5 protein-coding genes and 1 pseudogene are annotated in these 6,297 nt (G+C 56.9%); 1 reads left to right on the top strand and 5 read right to left on the bottom strand.

What is annotated here, in order from left to right; all coding sequences use genetic code 11:
- Window positions 1-379: 379 nt before the first annotated feature.
- From HMPREF2971_RS03685 to msrA, 3 genes are all read right to left on the bottom strand, one after another.
- On the bottom strand, window positions 380-1,171 hold the full coding sequence (locus HMPREF2971_RS03685; RefSeq protein ID WP_070691422.1) for a DUF6318 family protein: 792 nt from the start codon (window positions 1,169-1,171) through the stop codon (window positions 380-382).
- A gap of 142 nt (window positions 1,172-1,313) precedes the next feature.
- Window positions 1,314-2,147: a DUF6318 family protein gene (locus tag HMPREF2971_RS03680; RefSeq protein WP_246825028.1), complete on the bottom strand. Its 834-nt coding sequence runs from the start codon at window positions 2,145-2,147 to the stop codon at window positions 1,314-1,316.
- A 157-nt stretch (window positions 2,148-2,304) separates the two neighbouring features.
- The gene (gene msrA / locus HMPREF2971_RS03675; protein ID WP_049345412.1) at window positions 2,305-2,826 is read right to left on the bottom strand and encodes a peptide-methionine (S)-S-oxide reductase MsrA; all 522 of its coding nucleotides are present in this window, start codon (window positions 2,824-2,826) and stop codon (window positions 2,305-2,307) included.
- A 98-nt stretch (window positions 2,827-2,924) separates the two neighbouring features.
- Here msrA and HMPREF2971_RS03670 point away from each other — a divergent pair, with 98 nt between their 5' ends.
- Window positions 2,925-3,857: a Nif3-like dinuclear metal center hexameric protein gene (locus HMPREF2971_RS03670; RefSeq protein WP_049341408.1), complete on the top strand. Its 933-nt coding sequence runs from the start codon at window positions 2,925-2,927 to the stop codon at window positions 3,855-3,857.
- 130 nt (window positions 3,858-3,987) lie between these two features.
- On the opposite strand, the gene HMPREF2971_RS03665 is transcribed toward HMPREF2971_RS03670, so the two are convergent.
- Window positions 3,988-5,616 (bottom strand): S-layer homology domain-containing protein, encoded by a 1,629-nt coding sequence (locus HMPREF2971_RS03665; protein ID WP_012903679.1) that lies wholly within the window; start codon window positions 5,614-5,616, stop codon window positions 3,988-3,990.
- Between the two features lie 340 nt (window positions 5,617-5,956).
- Window positions 5,957-6,297, bottom strand: a pseudogene (locus HMPREF2971_RS03660) (gluconolactonase); the annotation flags it as partial.

The raw sequence follows: 6,297 nt of genomic DNA, 5'->3' as shown, positions 1-6,297 counted from the left end.
ATCAGCCAGCGGACGGATATCGCTAGCGCACGCAGTCAATGCCGCCAGTACGCCGGCACCGGTAGCACCCAACGCCACGCGACGGCTCACACCAGCAGAGACGGGGGAAGGGCTCATCATTATCAGCCTTTCAAAAGAAGTCAGCAAAGGAAATTGAGTGAGTTGACACCCCCATCATACCGGCAAAAACGCAGATACCCGGCAGTAGCCGTCATCGAGTGCCGATGACAAAGCAACCTAATACCGCTGCAAAGCAATCTAAATACCGCAGCAAAGCATCACCGAGTTCCGGCATAAAGAAACCCCGCCCACGGTGCATTACCGCAGGCGGGGGAGAAGTCTATCTTAAGCCGTTAGACCTTACCTATAGGGTAGGTGCTTAGACAGAAGAAGACCCGCCGGCAGAGTCAGTCGCAGAAGAGCCATCCTCACTGCTGACCATAATCCACTTACCGTCCTTGTACTCCACACTAACCTTCGTCAGTTCCCGCGAACTATCCTCCATGAAAGGTTCATCAGGGCTGCCTTCAATGTGAATCTTCATATCGGCGCTGTAGTTCATGTACGCCAACCAGTCATAACGAGTTCTGCTACCGGAAATTTTCTGTGGTGAATCAGAAAGCAACTCAAGAGTCATAGGGCTATCCACACCGTAGAGCCAGCCCGCATTATTTTCATAGGCAACCGTCAAATTCTGGTAATTCTGCAGTGAATCCGCAGATTCAACCTTCTGCAGCGGCTCAGTATCGCCGGTCATCAGCAGATAGTTGGAACTCGCCAACCAATAACCAACGAACGCGTAAATACCGTCAACGTTCTGCTCGTTCATGTTCGCCGGAACGAGAGGCTTCGGCACATTCTGCGCCTTATGAGTGGCGGTTGCCGGAACGTACTCGCCGTTCTTCTCGAAGTTATCGAACTTCACGAGGCCCTTATAATGCTTGCCGGAAGAAGCAGAAGGCGAAGCGCTAGCCGAGGCACTGGGTGAGGCACTAGCTGAAGCGCTCGCGGATGCACTAGCAGAACCGGAAGTAGAGTTAGACGCCGAGCCATCAGCCAGCGGGCGAATATCGCTAGCGCACGCAGTCAATGCAGCCAGTACGCCGGCACCGGTTGCACCCAGTGCCACGCGGCGGGACATACCAACAGAGGTGGGGGAAGGGCTCATCATAATTGGCCTTTCAAAAGAGGTCAACAAAGGAAATAGAGTGAGTTGACACCCTTATCATACCCTAAAGTGCGTGAATGACTATCAAATGTTGCTATTCATGTACTTTTGAGTAGAAGAAACCCAAAAAGCTGCAATTAGTGCACTAGGAAGCCGAGGGGCTCGCAGAATCCGAGCTCTTATCAGCATCCTTATCCTTCTGAGTGCTCATAAACCAAGCACCCTCCTTATACTCCACAACAATCCGCATCGCCTGGCCCTGAGAATCCTCAGCCCCCACAAGGGACTTATCGCGGTTATCGCCCTCGGTCAGATGCCTCTTCGCATTCTGATCAACCAGGGAACGAGCACGCCAGAAATAACGAATACGGTCACCCTCAATCTGCGTGGGAGTATCCGTCAACAGGTACACAGACATCGGCTCACTCGTGTCATAAATCCAGCCGCGACCCGTCTCATAGAGCTTAACCATCGGCTCAAGCTCCTTATAGTAATCGCTGCTCGGATCCGTCTTCTTCAACGGCTCAATATCACCCGTCAACGCCAAATAATTAAAACTAGAAATCCAATAGCCAATCAGCGCATAAATACCGTCAACGCTCAGCTCCTGCACCTTCTCCGGCATAATCGGTTTGGGCACGTTCTGCGCCTTCTGCTCAGCCGTAGCAGGAACGTACTCGCCGTTCTTCTCAAAGTTATCGAAGGTGACCTTACCCTTATACGACTTATTCGCAGACGGCAACGCCGGCGAAGCAGACGGGCTCACTGAAGCACTCGCGCTCGCCGATTCAGATTCAGCAGTAGCAACCGGCGGATGCACCGTACGCGCACACGCAGACAACACAGCGGCAAGACCAACACCGCCCGCACCCAACACGGCGCGGCGGCTCAAGGCGACGGGCTTAGAAGAGGAGCTTGTCATCAGCAGTCTTTCGAAGAGGTCAACGGACGAGGAGGAGTGAGTCGACACCCCCATCATACCGGGCGCACCTTATAGCAACCGTAAAACACCGGCGAACAACAAATAGCCGGGCGCATATGAAGACACCCCATAGCTGCCACACAACAAAAGACAGCTACGGGGTGAACAACGTAATACGCCTCAACTGAACCGGACGTACCGACTAACGGAGTAGCTAACGGAGCAGATGCGCAAAATTACGGCGCGCATGAGCCACCTTCGGGCTCACCACAAACGCACAATAACCCTGCGCCGGGTTCAACGCGTAATAATTCTGGTGATACTCCTCAGCCTCATAGAACACGCCCAGAGGCTTAATCTCCGTAACGATGGGGGAGGAGTACAGCTGCTGAGCACGCGCCACCGCACGCTCAAACGCCTCACGCTGCTGCTCATCCGCGTAGAAAAGCACCGAACGGTACTGCGAACCGGTATCCGCGCCCTGACGATCCCAGCTGGTCGGGTCGTGGCTCGTAAAGAAAATATCCAACACCGTATCCAGGTCAATCACCTGCGGGTCAAAGCTGAGCTTCAGCGCCTCCTGATGCCCGGTCGCACCCGAACACACCGAACGATAATCGGGGTCGGGAGTATCGCCGCCCGTGTAGCCGCAGACGCTCTCCTCAACCCCGCGGAACTGGCGGTATACCGCATCCAGGCACCAGAAACAGCCGCCGGCAAGAACAACATCAGTCATGATTCCTCCTCGAACTATAAATCCACACTACCTGAAGAACACTGCAGGGCTGCACAATATTCCCGAGTTGCCGCCGCGCCACCTGCCACAATAGAGGTATGACTGAAAAACTAGAAACCCCCACCCTCGCAGAAGTCGTTGACGCCTTCCACACGCTCTTCCCGCCGCAGCTCGCCGCCGGATGGGACGCCTCCGGCCTCGTCGCCGGACGTGGCGCCGCCAAAGTGAGCACCGTCCTCTTCGCAGTAGACGCCCTCACCGCCACCGCCGAAGAAGCCGTAGCCGAAGGCGCGCAGCTACTCATCACCCACCACCCGCTGCTGCTCCGCGGCGCAAAGTTCATCCCCGACAGCGACTACAAGGGCAACGTTCTGCATACCCTCATCGAAGGCGGATGCGGCCTGCTCGGCGCGCACACCAACGCAGATGCCGCCGTTGAAGGCGTGAACGAAGCACTCTGTGACGCTATCGGCTTGATTGACCGCGAACCGCTCACCGAAGCGCAAACCCAGGTGCTCGACGAGCAGGAACACGCGGTAGGCACCGGTCGCCTCGGCACCCTGCCCGAAGAAGTCACCCTCAAGGAGCTTGCAGAACGCCTCGCTGCGGCACTGCCCGCGACCGCCGGTGGCCTGCGCATCGCCGGACGCGCCGACCAGCCGATCCGCCGCGTCGCCCTCTGCGGTGGTGCCGGTGACTCCCTCTTTGACGCTGTGCGCGCCACCGACGCGCAGGTGTACATTACCGCCGACCTGCGCCACCACCCCGCCAGCGAATTCCGCGAAACCGCACGAGTTGACGGTAGCAACATCGCCCTGATTGATTGCTCCCACGCCGCCAGCGAATCCCTCTGGCTACAGTCGGCGGCAAACCGCCTGCGCGCCCTGCTCGCTGAGCGCGGCTTCACCATCGAAACGAAGCTGTCCGCACTGAACACCGACCCGTGGGACTTCACCGTCTCCACCGGCGTGGCAACCGGTCATGACGCGCACTCGGCAAGCACCGCCGCAGCCCCCGCGTGGGAACTCTAGGGCGAGAATTCTAGGGGTGAGAACTCTAGAAGAATCCGCGCAGATTCCCTCACCGCGTACTCAGTGCGTAAGAGCCCGGGCACCCCGTCCGTTGTGACGAGGTGCCCGGGCTAGAACCGGCCTGGCCTACTTAGTTAGCAATGCGATACAGGCCAGTAGTGATAGGGTTCATCACGCGATGCCGGTAATAGAACAACATCCAGTCCAATTCAATGCGGGTCACAGCATGATTCGGTTCAAACATGCCGGTCTCGGGAGTAATAACATTCTGCTGGGTAGCCCACAGAATCTCACGGTAGAACGCGGAATCCGGCGTAACATCCGGGAAGGATGAAACACCCGATACTTCCGGTGAACCAGACGCACGGTAAATCATTGCGGCAACGGTTGCATTCGTGAGACCGTCCTCCGCGTGGAACTTTCCGTCAGGTCCGCCGAAGGTAACACCCTTTTCACGAGCCCAAATGTAGGCGGCGTAGTTCGGATCGTCCGTCTTCACATCCGGCCACGGGGAGACTTCAGGAAGGTCCACCTTGGGGCTGCCCTTCATCTCATAAAGGGAGGAAACCAGCTCACCGCGGGTGGCAGGCTGCTTCTGTTCCTCGTCGTTCAGCGATGTCGAAAAGTACATACGTTCCTCTACGGGTACGTAAGCATTCGTGAACCGCTGGACACCCTCAAACTTCAAATCCTGGTGCGCCAAAAGAACGCCGCGGTGCTCCGGGGCAAAACCCACCATCGGGGTAATGAGAGTCTTATCCGTCTTGCTGGGGTAACCGTAGTCGCTCCACGCCTCAATGACGTACTGCTTGGACGGATCCAGCGTGTTCGCGGGAATCTTGAGATTGACGAAAGCGAAGCCTCCCTCCAGGCCCGTCTCGTATTCATCATCACCGTGGACGTAACGCTTCATCTCGCTCATAACCAGGACGGGGGAACCCGTGCCCTTCTCGCGAATGACGTACATCATGCCCTCAACGCCGGGGATGTCAGTCCCTACGAAGCCCTGACCCTGAATCAGCAGCTCCTGATCCTTTGTGGTGTCCTTCAAAGCGTCGTATTTCAACTTAGGTGCGAAGGTGTCGAAGTGATAATCATTGGTGCTCAGACCGTGATGCGTCACAACGTTCTTGCGAGCCCAGATATCCTGAACGGTTGACTGCGGCTGGCCCTCGGGCTCGGCGAGGATGCCAACCTCGTAACGCACCTTGTCCAGAGTCATATCCGGGAAATACTCCGTGAGAGTGTAGTAACTCGGCAAAGTATTAGCTTCAACCTTCAGCGGGGCGACAAAGGTGCCGTCATCGTCAATGGTGAAGTCCTTGCCCTCTTCAAACCGCAGAAGAGTGTCGGTAATCTGCAGAGCGTTATAGGGGACGTTCTCCTCGGGCGCGATGTAGATGACAACCTTGCCGTGCTGCTCGCGCCACTCCTTGGTGAATCCGCTGCCCAGAACCGTAATTTTGCTGTCCTCACCGGTGTACAGGCCGTCGCCCTCTTGCATGAAGACGTCACGGCCGTCCTGGTAGTAGTAATCCTCATAGACAACGGTGAAAGACGGCTCATCCGCAACGTCCTGAGTTGCAGGGGTGGGGGTATTGGTAACCGGCGCGTTAGCAACGGGCACATTTGCGGTGGGCGCTGCGTCCTGGGCTGACGCCGGGGTCAGCGGCAGGACCATCACGCCCGCCAGTGCGAGCGCGCTACAATTCCGAGCCGCGCGGAGGAATGAAGACTTAGAGTTCGGAAGTGAGGACATAAGACATCCTTAGGGTCATTTCTCCGGGGCTGCGCGAGCTTACCGGCAGGTTGGGAATCGGTCGCAGAATCTGCGCACGCCCGATGAGAAAAGTGGTTGAAAATCCCCCTCGGTTTCGGGGATATCCTCACCCTATCAAAGCGTTGAACGATTGTCAGGAAACACTCAAGGAATACTTTAAGGTTTCGAGAAATCTCATACAGCGGTAGCTGTTAAAAGCTGAACCCCGTGCTCCCGAACAGAAAACCATTCGGGAGCACGGGGAACCAGAGAGTTATCCGATGCACCGCACGCGCCCTCAAGGTAAAACCCGAGGGGGATGCGGGCGGGCTAAACGACCTTACTTAGCGCGAGCCTGGAACGCCTCAATCAGAGTCTCCAACTCACCATGAGTCACCATGTACTGAGCATCGAAAGCGCCGTTAGCGTTCAGCACCACCTTGTTCTGCTGAGCCCACAGAATCTCACGGTAGAACGCCGAACCGGGAGCCACATCACTGTACGGGGAGTCGCCCTTAACCGCGGGCGAACCAGCCGCACGGTAGGTGAACGCCGCAACGGTAGCGTTCGAAATGCCTGCATCAGCATGGAACTTGCCGTCCGACCAGCCGAAGGTAATACCCTTCTGACGAGCCCACACGTACGCGGGGAAGTTCGGGTCGGTGGTCTTCACATCCGGCC

The organism is Rothia sp. HMSC066G07, from assembly GCF_001814485.1.
GTDB lineage: Bacteria > Actinomycetota > Actinomycetes > Actinomycetales > Micrococcaceae > Rothia.
This window is presented reverse-complemented; position numbering and strand designations above follow the sequence as displayed.

Bases quoted from the DNA above. Each gene is read 5' to 3' on its own strand.
- HMPREF2971_RS03685 (WP_070691422.1), bottom strand. From the start codon at position 1,171: ATGATGAGCCCTTCCCCCACCTCTGTTGGTATGTCCCGCCGCGTGGCA.
- HMPREF2971_RS03680 (WP_246825028.1), bottom strand. From the start codon at position 2,147: ATGATGGGGGTGTCGACTCACTCCTCCTCGTCCGTTGACCTCTTCGAA.
- msrA (WP_049345412.1), bottom strand. From the start codon at position 2,826: ATGACTGATGTTGTTCTTGCCGGCGGCTGTTTCTGGTGCCTGGATGCG.
- HMPREF2971_RS03670 (WP_049341408.1), top strand. From the start codon at position 2,925: ATGACTGAAAAACTAGAAACCCCCACCCTCGCAGAAGTCGTTGACGCC.
- HMPREF2971_RS03665 (WP_012903679.1), bottom strand. From the start codon at position 5,616: ATGTCCTCACTTCCGAACTCTAAGTCTTCATTCCTCCGCGCGGCTCGG.